We start from the raw sequence: 23,233 nt of genomic DNA on the forward strand, positions 1-23,233 counted from the left end.
AACTACCTGGTAATACTTAATTTGCGCCATGCACGAACTGATCCTTGCCAACTTTGCTATGCATATTGAACTTTCTGAGCAGGAAGAGGAAAAAACGCTTGCCCTGATGCAGCAGAGAAAGGTAGCCAAACGCACCTTTCTGCTGCAGCCAGGGGAAATCAACCGTACCATGTATTTTGTTAAACAAGGTTGTCTACGCCTATTTTACACAGACAAACAGGGCGAAGAGCATACGATTTGCTTCTACCCTGAAAATTGGTGGGCCTGTGATATTGTCAGCTTTTTTAAAGAAAAGCCTGCACTCAATTCAATCCAGGTGTTAGAAGAGAGCTACGTGTATTGCATATCATTGCCCAGCCTGGAAGAACTGTTTGAGACAGTGCCAAAACTCGAACGCTTTTTTCGTATTCTTACACAAAACGGATTTGATTTATATCAGCAACGCATTACGTCCAATCTATCCCAAACGGCGGAAGAACGATACCACGAATTTCGCCATCATTACCCGGGTCTGGAACAACGCATTGCCCAAAAACATATTGCCAGCTACCTGGGTATCACTGCTGCTTTTTTAAGTATGCTACGAAAGGCTAAAAAACTATAATTCAACCATCGTTTTCATAGAAGTAGCCCTTATTGTTTAACTACCTTTCTTGAGTAAATAACTCCTCCATTCGTCTGAAGGGTAACCCAATACATACCTTTGCTCAGACCAGATAAATTTAGTATCTCCTCACCCGATCTTTGGGTAGCCTGATAAACTACTCTGCCTATCAAATCGGTTACGCGAATGTAGGCCAGGCCAGTTAGAGGGATTATTTTCAATGTCAGTTGATCCGCAAAAGGATTAGGATACAGTTCAATTAGAGATTTACTATCTTCTCCTGTAGTGCTTACTCTGGCTGAAGTTGGAGAAACAATCTGAATAGCAGCAATCATAGCCCGACTCACAGTACTGGAGAAAACCACATCCAGTATACCATCTGTGACTGTAACAGGGAAAGTACGGGCAATAGCTCGGTTAGCTCCCCCAGCCTGAGCAATCACATCCAAGTTGACCAGTTCAGGAGCACCGCCTTCCAGATTAACAGAAAAAAAACTCATAGCCGTCTGATTGTGAACCCTGAACATAGTTCGAATATTTTTGGAGCAGGTTTGCCATTTTCGTATCTTCAGGGTATTAAAACAACCTAAAAATCAATTAGTGTAATTCTATGGCAAAGAGAACGTTAGCTTCAGCAATTCGCAAAAACAGATCCGACTATTACCGATTACTAGCTTTTGAAGCTCGTGAAAATGAACGGATTCATCACATGAAAAAACGGATTAAGCTACTTGCTGAAGATGAACAAACCTCTCGGGTCTTACAACTACATTTGACGGGTCTTTTACACCAACTACAAAACCAGAAGACAGAGCTGGAACAGGCAGCCTCTTCCAAAGAACGCGATAAAACACTGAAAAAAGTTGAGAAGGAGTTCAAAGAAATTGACAAAAAGTATAAACGCAATGAACATCACCTGGCTGTGATAGAAAGCAAGAAAGATAAAGACAATGTGGCTAAGCTGGTACTGAAAGAAGCCAAACGGGATGAAATCTGTGTCAGGGCTCAGGCTGCCTATGCTAACTGGAAATATTTTGAACAGCTGGAACAACAGGAAAATATTGATTTTGAAGCATTTGTAGCTCAACAGCAATCTAATATCGCAACGAAAAGTACTACTCCTGCCAACAAGCAACTACAACAGCACACACGGATTGTTTCGGCTTTGAGCCAACAAACATTTCGTTTTGGAACGTTTGTTAGTATTTCTAAATCAACACAAATATGTCCTTACGACCTGGTCCGGATGCAACCGAATGACTTTTCAAATCACAGATACATAGAAGAAACATTATTTCCTCTCAACACTATGTCTGGACAAATAGTAAAAAGCAAAAACAGGCAACTCGTTTGTTCCTCTTAGGTGTTTCTTAATTGGGCTTGAGTAAAACTTTCTCTGTATATCTTGTCCATTTTTGAGATAAGTCACTGTTTAAAGCTCCCGCCATTACGGCAAACAGTGGTAATTCCTTCATCTGTATGCACCTTTACCATTTCTTCTACTGCATATACCAATTGGTCACATAAGGCAACTGAAAGCTCTTTGGCGGATGAAAGGTCACTACAGGAAAGCAAATGTATGGGGGTAGTAGCCGTTAGACGTCCTGACAACAGGGTCGCTAATTGTTGAGAAGCAAAATGTATAATATACTCTAAAACAAAAAAACTCCATCAGTAACTGAGGTCTAAAAGGAATCGTCAAATAAAATTTCAAGTGTAAAAAATAAATATCCATTTACAGGAATCTACTCTTTCAGCTTTGCTCTTAATTTTTGTTCTATTCCTGGATACTCTAACTCAAAATCCGCGCCAATTGAGAGAATGGCTTTATCAAGAATATAGTTTATAGCAGGTTCTTTCAAACGCAACCGATCCAATTTCTCTTTATTAACAATATCAAAATTGCAATATCCAAATTCAGATTCTTGACGATAAAGAATTTTAGACCTCCAACCTGCCATCTCATTAAGATGGGTTCTGTAGGTATAAAAATCCTGATCTATATTCAGTTTTTTTTGAATTTCATCTACTTCTTCGTCTGTAAACCAGCTCATAGACTTATGTCTTTTTAACACCTTAAGATTTTAGACACTTTTATTCCTAAAAAATAGGATTAAATCAAAATTCCTGCAGATCGCATCGCCAATTATATGCTTTCATATTCCAAATATATCATTTTTTCCGTGATGTGATAGCCGGCTCTCTCCATTAGTATATTGTAATATTCAATAATTTCGTATATTCTTACAATAAAATCTTTTTTAGGTATGGTGATTTCCTGAGAAAGTAAATCTTTATCACTATAATATTAATTTCGGCTTGTTATAGCAATCGTTGAATGTTCTGGAAAACATTCCTAATTTCTAAGAAATATCCTTCATTGAGCATAAGAGGACTTAAGTAATCCTCATTTCTACACATCTTAGAAATTGCGGGTAAAAACTTAGCATTAAGTAAAGAATAAATGTATTCAAACCAAATAACAAATGTCTGTTTATTATATTGAATAAGAAGTAATCCATACTGAGGATTTTTACCAAATATATCTTTCCATTCTTGACTTTGTTGTTCAAAGTCTTCGAGTCTAACTTTTTCACTATCAAGGGTTTTAGCTTTCCATTGATCCTGATAAAACCATCTGTCTGCCCATCCTTCTTGTAAAACGATACAATAACAATGAATAATTAACTTTTCCATCATTGGAAAAAACCTTTGTATATTTCAGCACATATAAACTTTACTTTTTCTATGATTATTTTGCAGTTGATGTGGCAAAGGCCTACATTGACAGAATGGAAATTATTTACACCTGCCCACGGATCTTGGTTAAACATTGCTAAAATTGAGTTTTCAGTGTTCACAATGCAAGAACTTGACAGGCCATTCTCAAGCAAAGAGGGAATTATAAAGGTGGTTGAGAAATGGAAAAATAAACAAAATGAAAAAACTAAAGAAGATAAACTAGCAATTCACAAAAGCTGATGCAAGAATTAAACTTGTTAAATTATATCCGTCAATTTAAAGTTTTTTAAACACTAGTTGCTTTTATGAAATACTGCATAAAAGCCTGAATGACTAATAAGATAAAACATTGGCTCCTGGTCTGAATAAATTTTTATCTTATCCCAAACACAAACCCGACTTACACTAACAGAGGTGTATGTTGGGATTATTGTTTTCTGGTAATACAGTAAGTAGACACTTTTTACTAACTCATTTTTACTTTACGCATAAATACATATTTTCTGCACTTATAGAGTTAGTCGATAAGTAAGTAACAGCCCAATAACCAAATTGCTCATAACTAAATAACAGTTACCTATGAATAATTTGGTTCATAGGTAATATGATTGAAAGCACAATCTGCAAAGTTATATGAAGATATTTAGTAAGTGTATACAGATCGTTTTACTGCTCCTGTCAGTCAACAGCTATGCTCAAAATCAGAATATTCTGCTAAAAGCAGGAAAAATGTATGATTCTGAAAAAAATATTTTTTTACTAAACCAACAAATTTTGATCATTGGAAACAAAGTTGCCAAGGTAGGGACGAATTTAAAGGTACCTGCAGCAACAACAGTGATTGAATTAAAAAATGCTACAGTGACTCCCGGTCTGATCGATGCACATTCCCATCTTCTGTTAGATATGGATCAATCAAAAACTGGTATGGAGGAAGCCTCTGACAAACCCGCTTCGGTAAGAATTCAGGAAGGAATACAGTTTGGAGCAGAAATTTTGAAGGCAGGTTTTACAACTGTTAGGGATCTTGGAAACTCAGGTCAATACCTGGATTTGCAATTGAAGCAGATTTTTGAAAAAGAAAAACCAGGTCCCAGAATGTTTGTTTCCGGTCCGATTATTTCTCCTAAGGGTGGACAGTTCAATAAACTACCTGAGAAATATACTCATCTGATAAATCAGGAATATCGTGTGATTTATGGAGCCGAAGATGCAACCAAGGCAGTTTTGGAACACAGGGTAAAACAAGTAGATGTTATTAAAATATGTGTCAATACCGATTCACAAAAACTAACTTGGGAAGAATTGGTAGCAGTAGTTAAAACAGCGCATCAAAACGGACTGACCGTTACAGCACATGCCACAGATCCTACATCGGTTCATCATGCGGCTTTGGCTGGTGTAGATGGCATAGAACATGGTTACGCAATTGGGGATTCGACATTGGCATTAATGGCCAAAAAAAGAATATATCTTGTTCCTACTGATCTTTCAAAGGAAAGGGCACTTGTTATGGTAAAAGGGGTAGGACTGTCAGAAGACTATGCGAAAGAAGCATTAGATGGCTTTCATAAACGACTAAGTAAAGCTTATCAAAATGGGGTAACAATTGTTTGTGGATCCGACTTCTATAACAAGATAAAGGAATATTCAAGAGCTTCTGGTACTCGTGATGTTTTGATTGGCTATCTGGAAGCAGGTCTACCTGTAAATGAAATTTTAAAGTCTGCTACCTGGAATGCTGCATTGGTATTGAAAAAAAAGGAGAACTTGGCGTCATTAAGCAAAATGCCTATGCGGATATAGTCGTATTTGAGGGTGATCTGGAAGAAAGCTTCAAAGATGTCATCACTAAGGTTCACATGGTGATTAAAGATGGTAAAATTGTGTATACCAATAAATAGTCTATAATTCTATTTAGCCAGTATAACTATCAAATCGACACAGAGATATTTTAAATATATGCTAGAATTGATGATTCGCCTTGTATTCTCCAGGCGTTTGATTTGTGATTTTTTTAAATATCCGATAGAAATACGAGACAGTTTCAAATCCGGCCTCCACAGCAATCTCAGAGAAGGGAAAATCTGTAGTTATAAGCAGAAACTGAGCTCTTTCAATACGCTTTTGCTGAATATATGGCAAAGGTCTCTCACCAGTATACTGATGAAATAATCTTGAGAAATAATCCGAATTAAGACTTACTTGTTCGGCCAGATATTCCACTGTTAGTGGCAATTGCAGATGTGTCTGAATATAATGGATTGTCTGAAGGATCTTTGATGGGATATTGGCAGCATTTGTCGGCTGATAATTTTCTAATCCCAGAAAACGAGCCAAAAACTGTAAAAGTATTCCTTGTGTTTCAGCATAGGCAGATAAGGATAATAACCGATTCTTTTCCTGAAAGCCCTTTAAAATAGGTTGTTTTTCGTATTCCTTTGGGTTATCTGAACTTTGTAATCCCCGGTTTGGATTCAGCTTTAGGATTCGTTGAAAAAGGATATAATCTGTGTCAATGGCAAGGATTTTAAAAATTTTGCGGTTTGAGTCGAATAAAGACGTCCCGTCAGCACTCTCTTCAATAAAATGCAAATAATACTGCTTCAGATAGTTTGTACAAACATGATTGCAAATTGTAAAACTGGGAATCAGATATAAATACCCACTCTCAAGTGTGTATTCCTTTGATGCATTAAAAACCGACCCTTCTCCCTGATCAATCAGATACAATCTGTAAAATGGACTAATAACATTTTGGTAGTTCCAGCTTTTATTCAATTTGACATAATCTGCATTTAGTAGAGAAAAGTTCGATTTCAAGGTCATTTGTAATAGAAAGACAGTTTTAGAAACAGACTCATGTTTAGTAAAGATAAGTAGAAAGTCGGATTTATATATAGTAATGTCTTATTTGTATACCAGAAAGCACCAAACCCCATCTATCTTTGTGAGAGTAAGTTGTCTTATGTCCAATCTCAAATAATCCATAGGACGCACCTTTTGGTAAACTTGTCTTTTCCTACTGTCAGACTCTATTTCTGATATGATCAAGAGAATACAGTATCATTATGTGAGAATAGTAGGACAGTAATTAAATCGTTTATATAGTTAAGAAGTTAATCACCTGGAAAATGAAACGAAGAAGTGTCATTAAAAAACTGTCAGGAATAGTTCCCTTTATAGGAATGGCTCAGCCTCTTCAGGTTAAAGCAACGAATCTATCGCAAAAAGATTCTATTGCGAAAGGACCTTTTAAACCAAATTGGGATTCTCTGCAACAATACAAAGTACCCAAATGGTACACCGATGCAAAGTTTGGCATATGGGCTCACTGGGGTCCACAATGTCAACCAGAAGCGGGAGACTGGTATGCAAGAGAAATGTATATGGAAGGTACCCATAAATATAAATTTCATCTGGAAAAATATGGACACCCTTCCAAGTTTGGATTCAAGGATGTAATTCATGAATGGAAAGCTGAAAATTGGGATCCTGAAGCGCTTATGAAGTTATATAAGCAAGCGGGAGCTCAATACTTTGTTGCCCTGGCAAATCACCATGATAATCTGGATTTGTATAAAAGTAAATATCAGTCATGGAATTCACTAAAAGTTGGTCCAAAGAGAGATATCATTGGTGAATGGGAGAAGGCAGCCCGCAAAGCTGGCTTGTACTTTGGAGTCAGCGTCCATGCGGCCCATGCCTGGAGCTGGTTTGAAACGTCACAGCGTTCCGATAAGTCCGGGTCTTATGCAGGAGTAGCCTATGATGGAAAACTTTCGGCTGAAGAAGGAAAAGGAAAATGGTGGCAAGGATTAGATCCTCAGGAATTATATGCCCAGAATCACCCTTTAAGTGTAAACAGTCTGGATAATGGTCAAATCCATAAGCAATGGAATTGGGGAAACGGAGTGTCTGTGCCGAATAAAGCATACTGTGAAAAATTCTTTCTGAGAACTATCGATCTGATTGATAACTATTCTCCGGATCTGGTTTATTTCGATGACACCGTTTTGCCTCTTTGGCCTATCAGTGACGCTGGGTTACGAATTGCTGCGCACCTATATAACAAAAGTATCCACGAAAAAGGATCTTTGCAGGCAGTTATTAATGGGAAGATCCTTGATGAAAAACAACGCCAGTGTATGGTTTGGGATATAGAACGAGGCCAGAGCAATACCATAGAGCCTTTTAGCTGGCAGACTGATACGTGTATTGGAGGATGGCATTATGATAGATCTTTATATGAAAGGCATGGCTATAAAAGTGCCCGTACAGTTATCCATACATTAATAGATGTAGTTAGTAAAAACGGCAACCTGCTGTTAAGCGTTCCTATTCGTGGAGACGGTACAATTGACTCAGATGAACGGGCAATAGTAGAAGAGATAGGGCAATGGATGCAGAAGAACAGTGAATCCATTTACCAAACCAAACCCTGGAAGATTTTTGGAGAAGGACCTGCTATGGATCAGGCAGCACCTCTTAACGCTCAGGGATTTAATGAGGGCAAAGGTAAACCTTTTACTGGTGAAGATGTCCGTTTTGCTATCAAAGGAGATATTCTCTATGCAACTCTTCTTGGCTGGCCTCAGACAGGAAAAGTCTCAATCAAAAGCCTTACACCCTCAGCATTCAGACAAATACAAAAAATCACCTTGATAGGTACAGGGGAAGAACTTGTATTTGAACAAAATCAGGATGGGACACATATAACTTTTCCTGAATCAAAGCCTGATTTATCCTATGCGAATGTATTGAAGATAAGTTAACCGTGATTTAATCTTGTTCTTTTCTGCTAGCAATAAGAATAGTTACTGGACGAAAAGAACAAGGTTATCCAGACAGAAGAACCAGATTCTACACACCACATATCCATTTCAGATCCTGTTCAAGAGTTGAAAAAATAACTCGCTGGGTTTGAATACTTAGCTTCGGTATAAGTTATAAGGAACTTCGTTGATGGACTTGTTCGCCGCTAAACTACCAACTATATTTATCAGTTAAATGGCAAAACATTTCACCACCATACTGGATAAATCACTTTAACCCAAATCTTCTCAAAGTCATGAAACTAACACCTTTCAGAATTATTGTATCCCTTTTGGTATCACTATCTGCCTTTCAGGTGCAGGCACAGACTCCTGTAACCAGTGCAGCCGATCCCGAAAAATTATTTACCAGTTCTGATACCAGATTACACAAAAACAAACAGGTCGTCTATCATATAGTAAAAGACCTGTTGGAATGTAATCATTGGGAGCTTGCAGACAAATACATTGCAGAAGATTACATACAGCACAATCCGAATGCAGCTAATGGCAGAGAAGCAGTTGTGAAATTTTTCACCAACGTTTTAAAGGTGAAGCCATCTCCCATACCCGACAAAATGAAAAGTAAAGTAGTATCTGTGGTTGCAGAAGGAGATCTGGTAACTGTAGCCTTTGTTAAAGAAGAAAAGAATCCAAACGATCCTGGCAAGACCTACACCACTACCTGGTTTGACCAGTGGCGTATAGTAAATGGCAAAGCGGTAGAGCATTGGGATGGGGCAACATTATTTGCCAAGTAAAACATACGTCAGAACCAGAGGAAGCTATACATCTACAGTACAGCTATTTACTATTTAGCGAAAAAGTCTGTCTACATATACTTACTCTGTTTCTAATTGTTCTGGTGAGTACTCAGCCATAAGGTGTGTTTGTTCTTAGACAATCCATATTTATCTTCTTTGAGTACTTTCTTTTCTTATCAGCTTGTTTTTCTCCACTACCTTTTAAAACAACTTTTAGAAAAATAATTCATTTTCACCAAGAAAGCTTCCTATCATACGTATCAGCTCGCTTCCAAAGTCTGTTGCCTTTAGCTGACCAAAATTTTTTATTTGTGATAACTGACTTAATGATCGGGGTAGTTTCTTGGAAATTTCTCGTAAAACTGAATCTGACAGGATAGTATATTCTGGCACATCTCGTTGTAATGCTATTTCTTTACGCCAACTAACCAATTGTTCATAAAGGACAGGATTTGTAATTTCGACTTCCTTAGGCTGCGTTTTTTGTGCAGAGTTATGTGATACAGGTTGATAGGTAAGAACTACCTGCTTTACTGCATCCAAAATATCCTTAAAGGACGATGCAGCTGGCAAGTGAGTAAAAGCTGTTATCTTTTCATCCAGGGCAACTAATAAGTGATTCACAACCGGGTATATATCCAAAGAAAGGTCGTCCAGACTCTGGTCTGCATATATCTCATGAACTATTTGCCTTAACATAGTAACTTTTGCCAGGAAATACGCTGCTGCTTTTCGTAGGCGATTCAGAATAACTTCTGACTGCCAGATAGTAGCATAACTGGGATCAGCAAGTAGAATTGACAAATCCTGTTTGACAAATTTGTTAGCCACCTGTATAACCTCCTGATTTAGAGTTTTATTTGCATTTGTTACTTTACTCTCGGAGAGAACATTTTCAATTAAAATACTTTGAAACAGTTTAAAGGATTGGCTTATAAGTGAAAAATCAAATAAGTCGATCAACTGTTGCCTGTCTGTTTCAGAGATAACTTTATCTAAAAAATCCATATCCGGCTTTGCATCCAGCGCTTTCTTCATAAAACGGACAATGAGTGGATCACAGATTATATTCTGCTGCCGAACAGGATCTTTCAAAATGAGACCTTCCAAACTTCGGCAACGGCTAAGTGCCACATACGTTTGACCATGAGCAAAGGCGGAATTGACATCGATGACTGCCTTTTCAAAGCTTAGCCCCTGACTTTTATGAATAGTAATAGCCCATGAAAGTCGTAAAGGAAACTGGGTAAATGAACCAGTGTTAGACTCATTAATTTGACCTTCTGTTTCCGAGAGTGAATATTTCACATTGTGCCATATTTCCGGATTGACAATAAATTCTGAACCATCATCCAGAAAAGTTATCCAGATACGTCCCTGCTCAATACGGGCAATACGACCAGACCGACCATTATAGTATTGCCTTTTTCCAGATGTATCATTTTTGATGAACATAACATGAGCTCCCTCTTTGAGCACCAACTCCTCTTCAGCTGGATAAGCTTCTCTGGGAAAATCTCCTGTAATGACTGCCTTAAAAATATGTGCTTCCCCTTCCAATTCTTCCAATCGCATCTGGTTAATATCACTTACCAGTTTATTGTGTGTAGAAAGAGTAACGTGGTCTTTTACCTGATCAGCATTGAGTGTAGCAGAATACCGAGTATTCAACACGGCGAGTAAATCGGTAGAAACATTCCCGCTTCGGATACTATTGAGAACTTCAATAAAGGCCGGATTGTTTTGTCTATATACCCTGTCTAACTCAAAGGTTAAAAAAGGAGATTGTTTAAAAATACGACTATTAAAAAAATAGGGACCTTCATAAAATGACGACAGTACCGGCCAGTCATTCTGGTAAACAGGTGGTAACTGATAGGGATCTCCTATCATTAATAGTTGAACACCACCAAACGGTCTATTTGAACCTCTTACCTGACAAAGGACAGAGTGTATATAATCCAGTATATCCGCTCTGACCATACTTATTTCATCAATGATAAGCAAGTCCAGACATTTCAATAACTTTGCCTTTTCCTGATTAATCTGTTTGATTGAAGTTGTAGTAAAGGCTTTTTCCTGATTGGAAGGCAGTAACGGACCAAAAGGAATTTGAAAGAAAGAATGTAATGTTACCCCACCTGCATTAATAGCTGCAATAGCAGTCGGTGCGACAACTGCCATACTTTTTGATACATTTGCCCGGATGTGATGTAGAAAAGTAGTTTTGCCACTACCAGCCTTACCAGTTAGGAAAATAGGTTGGTCTGTATTTTCAATAAATCTGAGAATAAGTTCATGAATCTGATCTAATATCATAGCCGTAGATATTCGAAGAAGTTGCCTTGTACAATTTTAAATAGGCTGTCACAACACAACATATCCCTTTGTGGCCTTTAAAATAATGTAGACAATCTCTTAATTATATGTATTTTATCTTATTGTCTGCTTGTATATCTTCCATCCTGGTAGAATACTACCTAACCAACCGCGAAATAAGCTGATTTAATTTTTAGTTTCATTTTATTTAAGCAATATTCCTTTGTAACAAACATTTCATTTTGGAATGCAATTGTTCCATAAGAAATTCTTGAATATATTGAAATTGTTTAGACTGCTTTTATACAGCAGTGAAGGTATATTTTAGTAGTTATTTTTTAGTTAATCAGCTAGCAATCAGTGAAACAGGAAATCATAAACCGTGTACAACAATTGGGAGGGAATACGGAAAGAATAAAAGGTCATTCATTAAAGGACGATATTTTGTCAATTACTTTTAACACTGTTCTATACCAACGCCCCATAGATACTCCATGGCAAAAGGCAGAAGAGGCTGAGCCTATTATAGGAATTGGAAGCTTCATCGATGCAAACAAGGAACTTTTTGAGCAGAATAAGCAAGCTTTTTATGATAAAATAATTGATCATTACTATCGTATTACACAGGAAGGACATGGGCAGGCGTTCTGGAGTCCGCAATTATTTACCCCATTTAGAGAAGGTACGGATGATTTCACTGAATGGAATGATTGGTTTCAGGAAGATGATGTAGATCTAAATGAAATTGTAAAGCTTACAAATGTTTCAGAACCCGATTTTATAGCCTTACTGCATAGTTATGGCTTTCCTGATAGCTATTATATCTGCTTGTCAGACCCTGAGCCGGAAAATCCTACCTTATTTGGAACAGATCATGAAGTTTTCTTTTCAGAAGTAACAAATGAAGGTAGTCTTGAGGATTTTTTAAATGCTTGCCTTACCAAAGAAGAGTTAATAGAACTGATAAGAAAACGTCTGGAATAGTAATTTTATTTTTCTACAGTGAAGAAACTACCAAGAAAACAATATAGATACACCCACTCATGCAAAAGAACTCTTAGTAATGAATTACAATTCTAAATAACCAGCCATAGGGATGATAGTTGTACCTAACTTAGTAAAGAGATTTTTAGAAGAGCCAGTTCTGGCGGAAAGCATGTGTCTTCCTCAAAACTATCCTAAACCGGATACGTTTGAGTGTTTTCAGGCAGGCTACAGGTATGATGCTATCACACATAAGAGTTTGGTAGGACCTAATGAGGGGGATTTTGACAAGAACTGGTATGTAATCTGTTCCAACTACTTTGATGACCCTTTTTATGTCGACTTTTCAGAGGGTGACAAGGAATTTCCGGTCTATTTCTCATGGCATGGAGCTGGTAACTGGATGCCTGTAAAAGTAGCAGAAACATTATCAGAATTTTCTGATTTCCTGACAATCATCAAGAATATAGAAGCCGACTCACAACAAGCAGTAAAATATCTTGAAGAACATAGTGATCTTACCAATGAATTCTGGAAGGAGGTCTATGTGGAATATCTGGAAAAAGCTGAGGAACCTATTAATGAACTGCAAATAACAGACAAATCTGAATGGATTAAAGGAAAGGTCATTATCACAGATATTGGAAAAGATAAACTGAAGTTAATTCAATTCATCAAGGATCAGTTGAACCTAACACCTCAACAGGCATTAGTCGTAAGTAAACAGGAAGAAATCGAATACAAAGAAGGATATTTGGCTCACTTGAAACACATAGTTAACCAATTAAAAGCAATGGGTGCTACAGCTATATTCAGGCCCGACCCAATTTAATGAGGCATTGGTTCTAAACTCAGTCCTGATTCTTTGAGAGAAAACATCCTTTACATACGTCGTTCATCATATTTTCACTTATTCTATTATGTATCATGCGACGCTTTTTTTCATTACGGCAGCACTATTGATAGCAAATACAGCCTCCATCTTTGCTCAAAAACAGGCTAACAATTGGTACTTTGGGCATCACGCCGGATTAAACTTTTTCACAAGAAATCCACAGATACTACTTACTAGTGCTATGGATACAACGGAAGGAAGTGCTGTAATCTCTGACGAAATAGATGGTCGTCTCCTTTTTTACACGAACGGACTGACGGTATGGAACAAGGAACATCAACCCATGAATAACACATCCGTTCCTGTTAATTGTGGTGCAAGGTTCTACCAATCGGCTATTATTATACCTGTACCAGATAGCAAACAAGAGTACTACATATTTAGTGTGCCCACTTTAGCACCCGATTATCCACAGGCTTGTTATCCAAGTGAGAATAAAGGAGATGATGTTCAACTATTCTATATGCGCATTGACATGACGCAAAATCAAGGAAAAGGGGGAGTCGCACAACCCCTTACCTTTTTGCAGAACAATGTCACATACAAGCTAACGGCTATTCCCCACAGCAACAAAAGAGACTATTGGATACTGACACACGCTTGGAACAGTGATGCTTTCTACGCTTATCCAATCACGAGCAATGGAATCGGAGCCCCGGTAATCACTCACATCGGTTCTCCGCACTTGGCTAACGAAAACAGTGGCAACGATGAGAGAATAGGTTGCATTAAAGCCTCTCCAGACGGCACTAAGGTCGCCTGTTCGGTGTTCAATCAAGCAGTCGCACGTCCTTTTGACTTGTTTGATTTCAATGCAACAACTGGGGTTCTCACAAATCATCATACCTTAGGAAACTTATACCTGCAAGGTGGACTGTCTTTCTCTCCTGACAACTCCAAGCTCTACGTACAAATGAACAAGGCTGAAAATACGAATTCGCATCCTAATACCAAAGATTTAATTTATCAATATGATTTGTCAGCGGGTAGTGTAGAGGCGATCCGAAATTCTGGACATAGTATTATTGTTGGTAACAAAGCAATTGGAGAAACAGGCCGAACCTCTTTAAGTACCTTTGCTTTACAGCTTGCCCCGGATGGGCGGCTATACGCTCCTTTTGCAGATGTAGTCGGTGAAATTTCATCAAAAAGAATGATAGTAATAAACTCCCCTAATGCGTTAGGTTACGCTTGTAATGTGCAAATAGTAAATTTTTCATTTAAAGAAGATGGTATATGGTCAGGTTTGCCTAATTTCATGGAGAGCTATTTCGACAATCTTCTTTCCACTCCCATTGGTGAAGACGACTGTGAAAAGACAAGCTTTAAAATCCTGCCAAATCCGACAACAGGAAAAGTAAAGATAGAAACCGGACAGTGCATACAACCCTTCAATGTAAGTGTCTATGACTTGCTGGGTAGGAGTTTACTTGATATTTCCATCACAGACTCCACATTGTCAACGATAGAACTAGATATTTCGGATTATGCAGAAGGCCTCTATATTTTTGATATTCATTTACTAAAAGATAAGAAAAATATAATCAAAAAAGTGGTAAAATTTTAGTGGAGTTGTCTAATTATGATTACTACATATTGTCCAATGGTAAGGCTCGTTAGTACGTACTTCGCGAACAATATACTGCTTTAGAACTAAGCTCACCAGCTTTGAAACTGTTGGGGATTTGCTTTCCCGAATCCCTCAGGATTCTTTTGATATATTGTCGCGAAACTGTTCACAAATAAGTTAGAGAGAAAGTAATAAAAGGTGCAAATAGACATTTACTTTATCCAAACGTAAAGTTAGCCTCTTATATGCAATGAATTTTTCTGGTAGTTGCAAAATGATCTGAAAGATATAAGAGGCCAAGACTGGCCTCTTATATGCTACGAGTCCTTGTTATTATCAACGTTTATTCCACAACACACTTTGTGGCAAAACCAGTCTTTGTCTGTTACGCATTTTTGCAATTGCAGGCTGAATGAAAACCTACAATTGCAAACTCATGTAAACAGCTTTAGAGAACTAAAATTACGAGGCCGCAAAGTAGAAAGTTAAAGTCATACCAGATGGCTGAAAGGTCAGACAAAAAAGTGGACATATAACTAAAAGTGGACTATTGAGGCAAAAATGAGTGTCATTACCTGCTAACTATTTCTCTAAATACACTATAATACTTTACCCTCTCTTCAATTAAACAATGTCGTAGAAATAGAAGTCGTCTTTGGTATGAACTCATAATTAATCCCCAGATAGAACTTTATTAGCAGTTCTAAATAACTGATGAACTTTACTACTGCTATTTTGGGTTTACCAAAAAACAACCAATATATTTCTTCTTTAGCTACTGTTTTAAAATTTTAGCAGTAGATTTGCAGTTTCGAAAAAAGACCATGATTTATTTCTTTCTAAGTCAACCTGCGACCGTTTACACTTTACAAGTAAAACGGCAACTTTCTGCAACTGATATCCAAAAACTTGAATGGCTCTTTGGCGGAGCCAGCCTCCAGCAAAAAGAAGCACTTGAGGGATTTTATGTTGGCCCAAGAGCTGCCATGGTGACTCCCTGGAGTACCAATGCAGTGGAAATTACCCAAAACATGGGACTGACAGATATCGTCAGAATTGAAGAGTTCAAAAAAGTAGATGAAGACTTTGCAGACTTTGATCCTATGCTTTCCAGAAAGTATAGTGGGCTTGATCAGCAAATCTATACGATCAATATAACACCGGAACCTGTTCTTGAAATAACAGATATTGCAGCCTACAATAAACAGGAAGGACTTTCTCTGAGTGAGGACGAGGTAGAGTACCTTAACTCTCTTGCTGTCAGACTTGGAAGACCTCTCACCGATTCAGAGGTCTTTGGTTTTTCTCAGGTAAACTCCGAACATTGCCGTCATAAGATCTTCAATGGACGATTTATTATAGATGGAGAAGAAAAACCTGTGTCTCTTTTTAAATTAATTCGTAAAACCTCTGAGGAAAATCCAAACGAAATCGTTTCTGCCTATAAAGATAATGTAGCCTTTATCAAAGGACCTGTTGTCGAGCAGTTTGCTCCCGGCCGTTCGGATGTTCCCGATTATTATACAACATCTGATTTTGAATCCGTAATATCCCTGAAAGCAGAAACTCACAACTTCCCTACTACAGTAGAACCGTTTAATGGGGCTGCTACGGGTTCAGGAGGTGAGATTCGTGACAGACTTGCTGGTGGACAAGGGTCTCTCCCACTGGCAGGAACTGCTATTTATATGACAGCTCTTTCTCGTTTGGCAGAGGATCGTCCATGGGAACGTGGTGTGGAAGAAAGAAATTGGCTATACCAAACTCCAATGGATATTCTGATTAAGGCATCTAATGGAGCTACTGACTTCGGAAATAAGTTTGGCCAACCACTTATTACGGGTTCGGTTTTAACATTTGAACACCAGGAAGATGGCCGTAAACTGGGTTATGACAAAGTAATAATGCTGGCCGGTGGTATTGGTTATGGCAAAGCCAATCAGGCTAAAAAACATAAACCTAACCCTGGAGATAAAATTGTTCTTCTGGGTGGAGACAACTATCGTATTGGTATGGGTGGTGCAGCAGTATCTTCTGCCGATACAGGTGAACACGGTAGTGGAATAGAACTCAATGCTGTTCAGCGTTCTAATCCTGAAATGCAGAAACGAGTTGCTAATACGATACGTGCTATGGTAGAAAGCGATAATAATACTATCATTTCTATTCACGATCATGGTGCAGGCGGTCACTTAAACTGTCTTTCTGAACTTGTAGAAGAAACCGGAGGTAAAATTGACCTCAATAAGCTACCTGTTGGTGATCCTACCCTTTCTGCAAAAGAAATTATCGGAAACGAATCGCAGGAACGGATGGGATTGGTTGTCAGTGAAAAAGATATAGAAACACTACAAAAAATAGCTGATAGAGAACGTTCTCCTATGTATGTTGTAGGAAATGTGACTGGCGATCATCGGTTTACTTTTCAATCAGAAACAAGTGGAGCTAAACCTATAGATCTTGAACTGAAAGATATGTTTGGCAATTCGCCAAAGCTGGTAATGGAAGATCGTACAGTGAAAAAGACCTATCAGCCTGTAACGTATGATCAAAGTAAATTCAGTGAATACCTTGAACAAGTGCTTCAGTTAGAAGCTGTAGCTTGTAAAGACTGGTTAACAAACAAAGTTGACCGTTGTGTAGGTGGTCGAGTAGCTAAACAACAATGTGCAGGACCTTTGCAGTTACCTTTGAATAACTGTGGAGTAATGGCACTGGATTTTCAAGGTAAAGATGGAATTGCGACATCCGTTGGACATTCGCCACTTTCTGCACTGATTGATCCGGCAGCAGGTAGCCGTAATGCCATTGCAGAGGCGTTGTCAAATATTTTGTGGGCTCCTATCAAAAGTGGATTAAAAGGTGTTTCCTTATCTGCAAACTGGATGTGGGCCTGTAAGAATGAAGGAGAAGATGCCCGCCTGTACAAAGCAGTGGAAGCCTGTTCAGAGTTTGCCATAAAGTTGGGAATCAATATTCCTACCGGGAAAGACTCACTTTCTATGAAGCAGAAATACAAAAATGATGAAGTAATTGCTCCAGGTACTGTGATTATTTCTGCTGTAGGTCATTGCGATGACATTACACAGGTAGTTGAACCGGTACTACAGAAAAACGAAGGTGCCATATACTACATTAACCTTTCAGCAGATACCTATAAATTAGGTGGTTCTTCATTTGCCCAAATAGTGAACCGTATTGGAAATGAAACACCTGATGTAGTAGACGCAGCTCAATTTAAGAAGGCTTTTGATACAATTCAGAAGCTGATTAAAGCAGAACTGATCCAGGCAGGACACGATATTGGAAGTGGTGGTTTGATTACAACCCTGCTGGAACTATGCTTTGCTGATCGTGATCTGGGTGCAGAACTTGATCTGAGCAGTCTGGGTGAAAAAGATTTAATTAAATTACTTTTCTCAGAAAACATTGGTATTGTTTTTCAAGCAACAGAAGGAGAAGAAAAACGTATTGAAGCTACTCTCAGTGCGGCTAATGTTTCATATCATAAAATTGGTCGGGTAACCTCTCTGCCTAACCTGGTAATCACAGTAGAAGGAGCACAAACGGTACAGTTGAATATTGATTACCTGCGTGATGTGTGGTTTAAAACCTCTTATCTGCTTGACCAAAAACAGAGTGGTCCTGTAAAAGCAAAAGAACGGTTTGACAATTACAAAAACCAGCCACTACACTATACTTTTCCTTCTCAATTTGATGGAAAGAAGCCAGTGATTGATACTACAGTTCCTCGTCCAAAGGCGGCTATTATTCGTGAAAAGGGAAGTAACTCTGAACGTGAACTTGCCAATGCGCTCTATCTTGCAGGTTTTGACGTGAAGGATGTACACATGACTGACCTAATTTCAGGTCGTGAAACACTGGAAGATATTCAGTTTATTGGTGCTGTTGGTGGTTTTTCTAACTCTGACGTTTTAGGATCTGCTAAAGGATGGGCAGGAGCATTCCTGTATAATGAAAAAGCGAAAATGGCTTTAGAGAACTTCTTTAACCGTCCGGATACCTTATCTGTAGGTGTTTGTAATGGTTGTCAGCTGTTTATAGAGCTAGGGTTAATTAATAAAGACCATGCAGCGAAACCTAAAATGCTACACAACAAAAGTGGCAAACACGAAAGTATCTTTACCTCATTGACAATACAGAAAAATAAATCTGTCATGTTGTCAACATTGGAAGGATCTACACTTGGTGTATGGGTATCTCATGGAGAAGGAAGATTCCAGCTACCCTATCAGGAAGATCAGTACCGGATTGTGGCTAAGTATGCCTATGAAAACTATCCAGCGAGCCCGAACGATTCAGACTTCAATACGGCTATGTTGTGTGATGAAACAGGTCGCCATCTGGTCATGATGCCACATATTGAGCGTTCTTTGTTCCAGTGGCACTGGGCAAATTATCCAAAAGGCCGCAAAGATGAAGTAAGTCCATGGATGGAAGCATTTGTGAATGCAAAAAAATGGATAGACGTTGTGAATACACAAAACGTTAAACAGGAAGTTTATTAATCCGGTTTAGTTGAACAGATAAAATAACAAAGCCTCCAATTCCGGAGGCTTTGTTATTTTATCTATCCCCACCTCTGACATTATGTATAAGAAGCAAATAGTTAGTAGATTCTCCATGTAGATTACTACTTTTGACAAGGCATATTACTACTATTCGCTGACATCTTATTTCTATGCTTACTCGCCGTGCATTTGTTGTACCCAAAGCTGGTTCACTGAAAAACTTATATATACAGGAACAAACCCTTCCATTGCCTGATTCAGATCAGGTAACCATTGCAGTGAAGGCAATTGGACTCAATTATGCAGATATCTTTGCCATCAAGGGTCTTTATAGTGCTACACCAAAAGGAGCTTTTGTACCGGGATTGGAGTATGCAGGTGAAGTAGTACAGGTAGGAAGTAAAGTTACCCATCTGAAGGTAGGAGACAAAATCATGGGAGTAACCCGATTTGGCTCTTATACAACGCACCTGAATATAGACGCCCGTTATGTCATGCCTTTACCTGAAGGATGGACTTTTGCAGAGGGAGCCGCATTTCCGGTACAGGTACTCACTGCCTATTATGCATTAGTGCCACTGGGAGCTTTAAAAAACGGACAAACTGTTTTAATTCATAGTGCAGCAGGAGGAGTGGGCATTCTGGCAAATCGCATTGCCAAACGTCTGGGGGCCTATACAATTGGTGTTGTAGGGAACGCTTCCAAACTGGAACTATTGCATAAGGAAGGATACGACGGTGCTGTAATACGTTCCACTCAATTTAAAAATGATGTACAAAAAGCTCTTCAGGGACGTGAACTAAATATTGTACTGGAAACAACCGGAAGTAAATACTTTTACTGGAGTTATGAATTGCTGGCGTCTCAAGGCCGTTTGATTGCCTATGGATCAGCACAGTTCACTACACAAGGAAATCGGCCTAATTATTTCAAACTAGTTTGCCGATATTTGTTTCGTCCACGACTTTCTCCCCTAAAAATGATTCCTCAGAATAAATCGCTGATGGCCTTTAATCTGATCTGGATTTATGAGAAGGCCAAACTAATGCAAGAATTATGGGCAGAAATCAATGTATTGAAACTCCCTCCTCCTTTAATTGGTCATACGTTTTCTTTTGAACAACTGCCACAAGCATTACAACTCTTTCAGACAGGAAAAACTGTTGGAAAAATAATTGTAGAAGTCAGCTAAGCTCTCTATGCAACTATCCACTCAAATACAATACATACTTGTTCTCCTGATTCTCCTGACAGGAATAACCCTGAGCATAAAGGCACAAAAACTCACTACTCCGGCAGCCATTACGGGAGGCTTGCTTGGGTTTCTTGTCTTTCTGGGTGCTGGCTTTCCAGGACTGATTATGATGGCAAGTTTTTTTGTAATGGGAACTCTGGCAACTTCTTGGAGATCGGCATACAAAGCCTCTATGGGTTTGGCAGAGGAAAATAAAGGTCGCCGAAAAGCTTCACAGGTTATTGCCAATGCAGGTGTGGGAGGAATACTGGGGCTTCTAAACTGGCTGTTTCCTTATCAATCAGAATTATTCCAACTAATGCTGGCAGCCAGTTTCGCTTCTGCCAGTTCAGATACATTGTCCAGCGAACTAGGTAATGTTTATGGAAAAAGGTTTTACAATGTTATTAGTTTCAAACCAGATAATCGGGGGTTAGATGGCGTTGTAAGCCTGGAAGGAACTTTGCTAGGGATGCTGGGAAGTTGCATCATTGCAGGTATTTATGGATTGGGATTTGGTTGGACCTGGAATCTTGTATGGATTGTGATAGCAGGAACGGTTGGAAACCTCTCAGATTCAGTATTAGGTGCAACAATGGAACGAAAACAATACTTGTCTAATGATGCAGTCAATTTTCTCAATACGCTGATTGGTGCATCAACCGCTATGTTAATCTATTCTATTGTTTCTCAATGATCCATATTAAAAGTAAAGTATCTATCGTCTGTATAAAATATTACTTGATTTCAGATAAGACAAACAAAAAATAGTCTGAAGAGGAATCTTCAGACTATTACAAGCCCTTACCTGATTTAGTAAACTACTAATCCTACTTATGCTCCAGTAGCATTTTTGAGCGAAGCTATATCAATTACAAAACGGTAGCGAACATCACCCTTCAGCATGCGTTCGTATGCTTCATTGATTTGATCCATAGTAATTAGTTCGATATCAGAAACGATATTATGCTCTGCACAAAAATCCAGCATTTCCTGAGTTTCAGCAATGCCGCCAATCATAGAACCAGCAAGGCTTTTTCGACCTGGAATCACGCTAAAAGCATGTACGGGAAGAGAATGTTCGGGAGCACCAACCAGGGCAATGGTTCCATCTACTTTAAGCAATCGCAGGTATGCATTCATATCATGTTGTGCAGAGACGGCATCAATGATAAAATGCAGACTCCCTGCATATTTTTTCATCTGTTCCGGATCTTTGGAAAGCACGGTTTCATCTGCGCCCAGACGTTTGGCCTCTTCGAACTTTGACTCAGAGGTAGTAAAAGCCACTACATGTGCCCCCATCGCTTTAGCCAGTTTAATTGCCATGTGCCCAAGGCCGCCAATGCCTACTACTCCTACTCTTTTGCCAGGTCCTACATTCCAGTGTTTCAGTGGTGAATAGGTAGTTATACCAGCACACAATAAGGGAGCAGTCGCTGCCAGATCCAGATTTCCAGGTACACGCAATACAAAGTGCTCATCTACCACAATACTCTCTGAATAGCCACCATAGGTTCGAGTTCCCAAATGTTTGTCGGGATCGTTATAGGTTCCGGTAAATCCAGGAATGCAATACTGCTCCAGACCCTCTTTGCAATGTTCACACTCACGACAGGAATCTACCATACATCCTACAGCTGCCAGATCTCCTGCCTTAAACTTGGTAACACGATCACCAACACGGGTTACTCTACCAACAATTTCATGGCCAGGTACAACCGGATACACAGAACCATGCCATTCGTTGCGGGCAGTATGTAAATCAGAATGACAAACACCACAATACAAAATTTCAATCTCAATATCATATGCCGCAGCATTTCTTCTTTGAATGGTAAGCGATTTTAAGTGTGCATCTGCAGCCTCTGTACCAAAGGCTTTTACACTTTTTGTAACTTTACTGATTTCCATCTGAATACTAATTTTTAATACTTATAATTTTACACAAAGTCTTTACAAGGCTCTTTTTTTATGTTAGTGCTTGTCGTAATTAACACTATAACCCTTAACAACGGAGCAAATTTACTCTATGAGGTAGTGTAAAGGATAAAGAATTTCAAATAAAAAAATATGAATTTCAAACAATCATAACCAAAAATCATACAGGTTGTTTAAAGAATTTTATAAGGCCTGCAAAAGTAGTATTCGTACAGTTCTTATAGACAATCCTTAGGTAGTTGTAAAAGTTTGTGATGAAAGAAAAAATATGTAGGCTGGCTGAAATCTATCCCATCCACATTGGTCAAATTATTTCTTCAGGATGGGTTTAGGTCGCCTTTTAACTACAGAGAAGCAAACTTGCTAAGGTCTTAAGTAGAAGAAGGCAGGATTTTTTATGTATTTTCCCTGTAACACTAACTTCAAAAATTATGAGTCAGGCATTTATTCGGGAAAGTGATGACCAATGGTTATCAGATGTAGCTCCAACATTACCGGCATTGATCGTATATCTGACACGAAATAACAATGGTATACGGGTATATGAATCGAAAAATAGTACTGATCAGGACGGGCGCGAAATTCATGTTATGAGTAATGGGCTGTCTTATGCAAAAGATGCTGATGGTAAATGGGAGATTGTGTGATTTATTTCTTCGTTTCAATAAGTAAATTGGTAGATAATAAAAAGGGGTTGAGCAACACCCAGTGGTGGTCGGAAGAAATTCCGACCCCTTACGTTTTAAAGACTTTGTTGGGATCTCCACCCGCCAGTGTGATCATGATAGTGGTTATAAGTTCTCTGAGTTGTAAGACAACTCTTCTTTTTGCCG

General features: G+C 38.6%; 20 protein-coding genes. 13 read left to right on the forward strand and 7 right to left on the reverse strand.

The genetic code is table 11. The annotated features are described in order from the left end of the window. Positions 1 to 28: 28 nt before the first annotated feature. The gene (locus QNI15_RS31320; RefSeq protein WP_314035642.1) at positions 29 to 604 is read left to right on the forward strand and encodes a Crp/Fnr family transcriptional regulator; all 576 of its coding nucleotides are present in this window, start codon (positions 29 to 31) and stop codon (positions 602 to 604) included. A 29-nt stretch (positions 605 to 633) separates the two neighbouring features. Here the strand turns inward: QNI15_RS31320 and QNI15_RS31325 are convergent, their stop codons facing one another. Then, positions 634 to 1,104, reverse strand: a complete 471-nt coding sequence (locus QNI15_RS31325; protein ID WP_314035644.1) for a T9SS type A sorting domain-containing protein — start codon at positions 1,102 to 1,104, stop codon at positions 634 to 636. Positions 1,105 to 1,214: 110 nt separating this feature from the next. On the opposite strand from QNI15_RS31325, the gene QNI15_RS31330 reads away from it, so the two are divergent. After that, on the forward strand, positions 1,215 to 1,967 hold the full coding sequence (locus QNI15_RS31330) for a hypothetical protein (protein WP_314035646.1): 753 nt from the start codon (positions 1,215 to 1,217) through the stop codon (positions 1,965 to 1,967). 62 nt (positions 1,968 to 2,029) lie between these two features. On the opposite strand, the gene QNI15_RS31335 is transcribed toward QNI15_RS31330, so the two are convergent. The 3 genes from QNI15_RS31335 to QNI15_RS31345 form a co-directional block, all read right to left on the reverse strand. Beyond that, entirely contained in the window at positions 2,030 to 2,215 is a 186-nt protein-coding gene (locus QNI15_RS31335) for a hypothetical protein (RefSeq protein ID WP_313994858.1), read from the reverse strand. A gap of 134 nt (positions 2,216 to 2,349) precedes the next feature. Further along, complete coding sequence (locus tag QNI15_RS31340) at positions 2,350 to 2,658, reverse strand: hypothetical protein (protein ID WP_314035648.1); 309 nt, start codon at positions 2,656 to 2,658, stop codon at positions 2,350 to 2,352. 268 nt (positions 2,659 to 2,926) lie between these two features. Next, a complete protein-coding gene (locus QNI15_RS31345; protein WP_314035650.1) occupies positions 2,927 to 3,304 on the reverse strand; it encodes a hypothetical protein in 378 nt (125 codons plus the stop codon). Between the two features lie 12 nt (positions 3,305 to 3,316). Between QNI15_RS31345 and QNI15_RS31350 the strand changes: the two genes are divergently transcribed. Both QNI15_RS31350 and QNI15_RS31355 read left to right on the forward strand, forming a co-directional pair. Then, positions 3,317 to 3,586 (forward strand): hypothetical protein, encoded by a 270-nt coding sequence (locus QNI15_RS31350; protein ID WP_314035652.1) that lies wholly within the window; start codon positions 3,317 to 3,319, stop codon positions 3,584 to 3,586. Between the two features lie 393 nt (positions 3,587 to 3,979). Further along, a complete protein-coding gene (locus tag QNI15_RS31355; protein WP_314035653.1) occupies positions 3,980 to 5,152 on the forward strand; it encodes an amidohydrolase family protein in 1,173 nt (390 codons plus the stop codon). Between the two features lie 159 nt (positions 5,153 to 5,311). On the opposite strand, the gene QNI15_RS31360 is transcribed toward QNI15_RS31355, so the two are convergent. Then, positions 5,312 to 6,169 (reverse strand): AraC family transcriptional regulator, encoded by an 858-nt coding sequence (locus tag QNI15_RS31360; protein ID WP_314035655.1) that lies wholly within the window; start codon positions 6,167 to 6,169, stop codon positions 5,312 to 5,314. 311 nt (positions 6,170 to 6,480) lie between these two features. Between QNI15_RS31360 and QNI15_RS31365 the strand changes: the two genes are divergently transcribed. Both QNI15_RS31365 and QNI15_RS31370 read left to right on the forward strand, forming a co-directional pair. After that, positions 6,481 to 8,121: an alpha-L-fucosidase gene (locus QNI15_RS31365; protein WP_314035658.1), complete on the forward strand. Its 1,641-nt coding sequence runs from the start codon at positions 6,481 to 6,483 to the stop codon at positions 8,119 to 8,121. A gap of 296 nt (positions 8,122 to 8,417) precedes the next feature. Continuing rightward, positions 8,418 to 8,921, forward strand: a complete 504-nt coding sequence (locus QNI15_RS31370) for a nuclear transport factor 2 family protein (protein WP_313994877.1) — start codon at positions 8,418 to 8,420, stop codon at positions 8,919 to 8,921. A 216-nt stretch (positions 8,922 to 9,137) separates the two neighbouring features. On the opposite strand, the gene QNI15_RS31375 is transcribed toward QNI15_RS31370, so the two are convergent. Continuing rightward, positions 9,138 to 11,243: an HRDC domain-containing protein gene (locus QNI15_RS31375; protein WP_314035660.1), complete on the reverse strand. Its 2,106-nt coding sequence runs from the start codon at positions 11,241 to 11,243 to the stop codon at positions 9,138 to 9,140. A 360-nt stretch (positions 11,244 to 11,603) separates the two neighbouring features. Here QNI15_RS31375 and QNI15_RS31380 point away from each other — a divergent pair, with 360 nt between their 5' ends. The 6 genes from QNI15_RS31380 to QNI15_RS31405 all read left to right on the forward strand — a co-directional run bounded on the left by QNI15_RS31380 (position 11,604) and on the right by QNI15_RS31405 (position 21,156). Continuing rightward, positions 11,604 to 12,227, forward strand: coding sequence for a hypothetical protein (locus tag QNI15_RS31380; RefSeq protein WP_314035662.1), 624 nt, complete (start codon positions 11,604 to 11,606; stop codon positions 12,225 to 12,227). Positions 12,228 to 12,399: 172 nt separating this feature from the next. Next, the gene (locus QNI15_RS31385; protein ID WP_313994887.1) at positions 12,400 to 13,059 is read left to right on the forward strand and encodes an SMI1/KNR4 family protein; all 660 of its coding nucleotides are present in this window, start codon (positions 12,400 to 12,402) and stop codon (positions 13,057 to 13,059) included. Positions 13,060 to 13,147: 88 nt separating this feature from the next. Then, positions 13,148 to 14,689: a T9SS type A sorting domain-containing protein gene (locus QNI15_RS31390; RefSeq protein ID WP_314035664.1), complete on the forward strand. Its 1,542-nt coding sequence runs from the start codon at positions 13,148 to 13,150 to the stop codon at positions 14,687 to 14,689. Positions 14,690 to 15,516: 827 nt separating this feature from the next. After that, the gene (gene purL / locus QNI15_RS31395) at positions 15,517 to 19,221 is read left to right on the forward strand and encodes a phosphoribosylformylglycinamidine synthase (RefSeq protein WP_314035666.1); all 3,705 of its coding nucleotides are present in this window, start codon (positions 15,517 to 15,519) and stop codon (positions 19,219 to 19,221) included. 173 nt (positions 19,222 to 19,394) lie between these two features. Then, positions 19,395 to 20,417, forward strand: coding sequence for a synaptic vesicle VAT-1 family membrane protein (locus QNI15_RS31400; protein ID WP_314035668.1), 1,023 nt, complete (start codon positions 19,395 to 19,397; stop codon positions 20,415 to 20,417). Positions 20,418 to 20,424: 7 nt separating this feature from the next. Further along, positions 20,425 to 21,156 carry a DUF92 domain-containing protein gene (locus QNI15_RS31405; RefSeq protein ID WP_314035670.1) on the forward strand — a complete coding sequence of 244 codons (732 nt, stop codon included), beginning with the start codon at positions 20,425 to 20,427 and terminating at the stop codon, positions 21,154 to 21,156. 137 nt (positions 21,157 to 21,293) lie between these two features. Here the strand turns inward: QNI15_RS31405 and QNI15_RS31410 are convergent, their stop codons facing one another. Then, positions 21,294 to 22,373 carry an NAD(P)-dependent alcohol dehydrogenase gene (locus QNI15_RS31410; RefSeq protein WP_314035672.1) on the reverse strand — a complete coding sequence of 360 codons (1,080 nt, stop codon included), beginning with the start codon at positions 22,371 to 22,373 and terminating at the stop codon, positions 21,294 to 21,296. A 458-nt stretch (positions 22,374 to 22,831) separates the two neighbouring features. On the opposite strand from QNI15_RS31410, the gene QNI15_RS31415 reads away from it, so the two are divergent. Continuing rightward, positions 22,832 to 23,047 carry a hypothetical protein gene (locus tag QNI15_RS31415; RefSeq protein ID WP_313994905.1) on the forward strand — a complete coding sequence of 72 codons (216 nt, stop codon included), beginning with the start codon at positions 22,832 to 22,834 and terminating at the stop codon, positions 23,045 to 23,047. Positions 23,048 to 23,233: the final 186 nt, after the last annotated feature.

The organism is Xanthocytophaga flava (assembly GCF_030068545.1).
Lineage (GTDB): Bacteria > Bacteroidota > Bacteroidia > Cytophagales > 172606-1 > Xanthocytophaga > Xanthocytophaga flava.

Bases quoted from the DNA above. Each gene is read 5' to 3' on its own strand.
- QNI15_RS31320 (WP_314035642.1), top strand. From the start codon at position 29: ATGCACGAACTGATCCTTGCCAACTTTGCTATGCATATTGAACTTTCT.
- QNI15_RS31325 (WP_314035644.1), bottom strand. From the start codon at position 1,104: ATGAGTTTTTTTTCTGTTAATCTGGAAGGCGGTGCTCCTGAACTGGTC.
- QNI15_RS31330 (WP_314035646.1), top strand. From the start codon at position 1,215: ATGGCAAAGAGAACGTTAGCTTCAGCAATTCGCAAAAACAGATCCGAC.
- QNI15_RS31340 (WP_314035648.1), bottom strand. From the start codon at position 2,658: ATGAGCTGGTTTACAGACGAAGAAGTAGATGAAATTCAAAAAAAACTG.
- QNI15_RS31345 (WP_314035650.1), bottom strand. From the start codon at position 3,304: ATGATGGAAAAGTTAATTATTCATTGTTATTGTATCGTTTTACAAGAA.
- QNI15_RS31355 (WP_314035653.1), top strand. From the start codon at position 3,980: ATGAAGATATTTAGTAAGTGTATACAGATCGTTTTACTGCTCCTGTCA.
- QNI15_RS31365 (WP_314035658.1), top strand. From the start codon at position 6,481: ATGAAACGAAGAAGTGTCATTAAAAAACTGTCAGGAATAGTTCCCTTT.
- QNI15_RS31370 (WP_313994877.1), top strand. From the start codon at position 8,418: ATGAAACTAACACCTTTCAGAATTATTGTATCCCTTTTGGTATCACTA.
- QNI15_RS31375 (WP_314035660.1), bottom strand. From the start codon at position 11,243: ATGATATTAGATCAGATTCATGAACTTATTCTCAGATTTATTGAAAAT.
- QNI15_RS31385 (WP_313994887.1), top strand. From the start codon at position 12,400: ATGTGTCTTCCTCAAAACTATCCTAAACCGGATACGTTTGAGTGTTTT.
- QNI15_RS31390 (WP_314035664.1), top strand. From the start codon at position 13,148: ATGTATCATGCGACGCTTTTTTTCATTACGGCAGCACTATTGATAGCA.
- purL (WP_314035666.1), top strand. From the start codon at position 15,517: ATGATTTATTTCTTTCTAAGTCAACCTGCGACCGTTTACACTTTACAA.
- QNI15_RS31400 (WP_314035668.1), top strand. From the start codon at position 19,395: ATGCTTACTCGCCGTGCATTTGTTGTACCCAAAGCTGGTTCACTGAAA.
- QNI15_RS31405 (WP_314035670.1), top strand. From the start codon at position 20,425: ATGCAACTATCCACTCAAATACAATACATACTTGTTCTCCTGATTCTC.
- QNI15_RS31410 (WP_314035672.1), bottom strand. From the start codon at position 22,373: ATGGAAATCAGTAAAGTTACAAAAAGTGTAAAAGCCTTTGGTACAGAG.
- QNI15_RS31415 (WP_313994905.1), top strand. From the start codon at position 22,832: ATGAGTCAGGCATTTATTCGGGAAAGTGATGACCAATGGTTATCAGAT.